3 protein-coding genes, 2 tRNA genes and 1 pseudogene are annotated in these 3,260 nt (G+C 33.2%); 4 read left to right on the top strand and 2 right to left on the bottom strand.

Going from position 1 to position 3,260, the window contains the following annotated elements; translation table 11 throughout:
* Together B3L86_RS13670 and cyoE are read right to left on the bottom strand one after the other, a co-directional pair.
* A pseudogene (locus tag B3L86_RS13670) lies at nt 1-169 on the bottom strand (heme-copper oxidase subunit III); the annotation flags it as partial.
* A gap of 77 nt (nt 170-246) precedes the next feature.
* On the bottom strand, nt 247-1,152 hold the full coding sequence (cyoE, locus tag B3L86_RS05810) for a heme o synthase (protein ID WP_291116214.1): 906 nt from the start codon (nt 1,150-1,152) through the stop codon (nt 247-249).
* A gap of 175 nt (nt 1,153-1,327) precedes the next feature.
* Here cyoE and B3L86_RS05805 point away from each other — a divergent pair.
* The 4 genes from B3L86_RS05805 to B3L86_RS05790 all read left to right on the top strand — a co-directional run bounded on the left by B3L86_RS05805 (nt 1,328) and on the right by B3L86_RS05790 (nt 3,049).
* A tRNA-Gly gene (locus B3L86_RS05805) sits at nt 1,328-1,399 on the top strand.
* Between the two features lie 20 nt (nt 1,400-1,419).
* Nucleotides 1,420-1,505 (top strand) — tRNA-Leu (locus tag B3L86_RS05800).
* A gap of 370 nt (nt 1,506-1,875) precedes the next feature.
* Complete coding sequence (locus B3L86_RS05795) at nt 1,876-2,397, top strand: DinB family protein (protein ID WP_291116211.1); 522 nt, start codon at nt 1,876-1,878, stop codon at nt 2,395-2,397.
* 208 nt (nt 2,398-2,605) lie between these two features.
* Complete coding sequence (locus tag B3L86_RS05790) at nt 2,606-3,049, top strand: hypothetical protein (protein ID WP_291116208.1); 444 nt, start codon at nt 2,606-2,608, stop codon at nt 3,047-3,049.
* Nucleotides 3,050-3,260 lie beyond the last annotated feature (211 nt).

Below are 3,260 nucleotides of genomic sequence, written 5' to 3'. Positions count from 1 at the left end.
ATGCGTTTGGCAAATCGAAGGAAACCCAATCTGGACGTTTTCTGCTTACCACATAAGCACTTGTCAATCCGGCAAACATCATGGTCATACTCACCATGGAAACCCACAACATAGGCTTGGCCGACTTTCTTTTTGCTTGTTTGTATTCTTGATCTATAGTTTGTTTCATGAGATTTTTTATTAGTTAATCGTTTAACTGTTGAGTTTTTTTTTAGGTTAAAAATTCATATATTTTAATTTAAAATCTTAATGTAAAAATTTATCAACCACATAAATAACCTGAATTAAAGTAATGTATAAAACGCTTGAAAGCATGAGTTGTCTTGCTTCTTTATTGGTTTGGTTTTTATATAATTTAACGGCATAAAATAACATCACGCCACCCAATAATGCAACAATAATTGCTGTGACCGGATAAATATAAAAATTTCCTGTCAATTTCAATACAGGAATCACAGAAACTATGATCAAACAAACAGTATAAATAATAATTTGCACCACCGCTTTTTTATTTTTTTGTCCCATTGGCATTAAGTTAAATCCGGCTTTTTTGTATTCATCATATTGAAGCCAAGCGATTGCCCAAAAATGCGGAAATTGCCAAAAAAACTGAATTAAAAATAACATGCCTGGTTCAATGGAAAAATCGTCGGTTGCGGCAACCCAACCCAACATAAAAGGAATGGCTCCGGGAATTGCGCCAACAAAAACGGCCAAAGGTGTTATCGATTTTAACGGCGTGTAAACACTGGTGTATAGAAAAATAGAAATAGCGCCAAACAAGGCACTTTTTGGATTGATACTGTATAAAATAGCCAAGCCTAAAATGGTAAAAGAGACCGCAATCACCATCGCCATGGAAACGTGCATTCTGCCTGTTGGCAAAGGTCGGTTCATGGTTCGTTTCATTAAGGCATCGGTATCTTTTTCAATAATTTGGTTAAAAGCGTTTGAAGCCCCAACCATTAAATAGCCACCAATTGCCAATAAAATAAGGATTGAAACCTTAATTTCTTCAACGGCCAATAAATAGCCAGCCAATGATGAAAACACCACACTCAGCGACAAGCCCACTTTGGTTAACTGCTTAAAATCACTAAATACTGCTGAAAAATTCACCTTTTGAGGAATGTATTTTGAGGTTATTTGCATTAAAATTGTTTAAAATAGTGCAAATATATTTTATTATTACAGAATTACAACCTTAAAACAAGCGGATTAAAAAAATCTTTTAAATAAAATTAATAATTATCTTTGCAGTTAATAGAAATGTTTTAAATTTGCCGTCTCATTTAAGCAATTAAGTGCGCGTTCATTAATAATATTTGCGAAAGTAGCTCAGGGGTAGAGCACCACCTTGCCAAGGTGGGGGTCGCGGGTTCAAATCCCGTCTTTCGCTCAAAAAAATTTAATACCAATGCAGGAGTGGTGGAATTGGTAGACACGCTGGACTTAAAATCCAGTGAGCTGTAAGGCTCGTGCGGGTTCAAGTCCCGCCTCTTGTACTTAAAACCTTGTTAATCTTTTGATTTTCAAGGTTTTTTAATTTTATAGGGGGTTGTTTTAGGGGGCGATATTTTTATGTTAGATAATTCTTCTTTTCCTATACAACCAACTTCACCAACCCAACATCTTCTAAAAGTTCCAAAAGATTATGCTTACAATAATTAAAATTATTTTTTGCATTAGCACTTCAAATTAAATATTATAAGTAATTTAGTGACATTATAAAATTGCGAAAAAACAATCTATATAAGAATTTTAATAGTTTATCACAATAATATTAAACAATACATTTTGTAATGATAATACGAGTTAGTGGCAAGTGTAACGGAAAACCAAAAAAAAGAAAGATAAACCATTAAATAAAATACAATGACAAAGCAGGAACTTATAAATGTGTTTTATGACAATCATAAAGAAATGAGTGATTTCATTAATTCTTTGACTAACGACCAATTTGTTTACGGACAAAACGACAAATGGACTGCGGGACAACAATTTAGTCACGTATATTTGACATTGCTGCCATTCCCGAAAGTTTTACCATCAAAAGAATTTATTATACAGAAGTTTGGAAAAATAAACCGTCCGACTTGGGATTACGAAACCGTGCTTAAAAACTATTTTAAGACAAGTCTTCAAGCACCACAACAATTTTTACCCGAACAAGTAAATCCCGAACAAAAGGCATCAATCACAGCGGAATTGCAAAAAATTGTTCTAACAATTCAACAACTGTTAGAACAATACACAGAAGAAGAACTTGACACACTTGTTTTACCACATCCTTTACTTGGTAATATGACCATCAGAGAAATGTTTTACTTGATGACTTACCACGCAACACATCATCTCAGACAAACAGAAAAAAACTTGGAGCAACTGACAAAATGAGAACTAACTTTGTGTAAAATGAAAAATTGAAACAACACCAGCCACTAACAGCACCTACCCAAAAGTGGCGGTTCAGTGGTTAAATCATGCTTTGTGCTTCTATCAAAGTTTCTGCTTGGTTGACAGTGAAAAGCTTCGAAATCGCCACCTTCGGGTAGCTGCGGAACGTTAGGTACAATGCCGACAGAAAAAAATTGATATTGAAAAAATGATAATCGACAACTTAATTTCATTCTTTTTTGGAGTTTTAATGACATTTCTACTTCAACATTTATTTGGTGGAAATAAAGAGTTTTTTAGAATCGTAAATGATTTCAGAAAAAAGCTACCTCCGAAAGATAAAAAAGCAATTATTGGATACAATGAGAATTTAGGAATGTCTCATATGAATCTCAACACTTTGAAAACAAGTTTAGATGAAAAAGAACTGGATTTTTTTCTTAAAGAATTAGAGGATTTTGATTATAGTAAAGTTTATTTTAGAAAAAAGAAAGTTGAGGGATATTCTAGAAATCTTCAAAGAATACTTAAAACAACAGATTGGAAATTGTTTGGTATCGGAATATTGCAAGAAATAATTGATAACGATAAAAAAGGAAAAAACAAACCATACATATTCGGCCCGAAAATAGCACGATTTATAAATTGCTAAAAGCACAGTACCTAACAACTAGTATATTCTATAGCTTGGTTTTTGCTCACTTACGAAAATCCTCTCGGATTTTCTTGGTCGGTAAATATTTACTAAATTGGTTGCTTAAAACACGCTACAAAATATACCAAAAACCGTTGTGTTTCAGAACACGGAGGACACAAAGAAATATACAATGAAACAAAGCTTAGCGACCTTTGTGTAAAAACTT

The organism is Flavobacterium sp. UBA6135, assembly GCF_002428305.1.
Classification (GTDB): Bacteria; Bacteroidota; Bacteroidia; order Flavobacteriales; family Flavobacteriaceae; genus Flavobacterium.
This window is presented reverse-complemented; position numbering and strand designations above follow the sequence as displayed.

Bases quoted from the DNA above. Each gene is read 5' to 3' on its own strand.
- cyoE (WP_291116214.1), bottom strand. From the start codon at position 1,152: ATGCAAATAACCTCAAAATACATTCCTCAAAAGGTGAATTTTTCAGCA.
- B3L86_RS05795 (WP_291116211.1), top strand. From the start codon at position 1,876: ATGACAAAGCAGGAACTTATAAATGTGTTTTATGACAATCATAAAGAA.
- B3L86_RS05790 (WP_291116208.1), top strand. From the start codon at position 2,606: ATGATAATCGACAACTTAATTTCATTCTTTTTTGGAGTTTTAATGACA.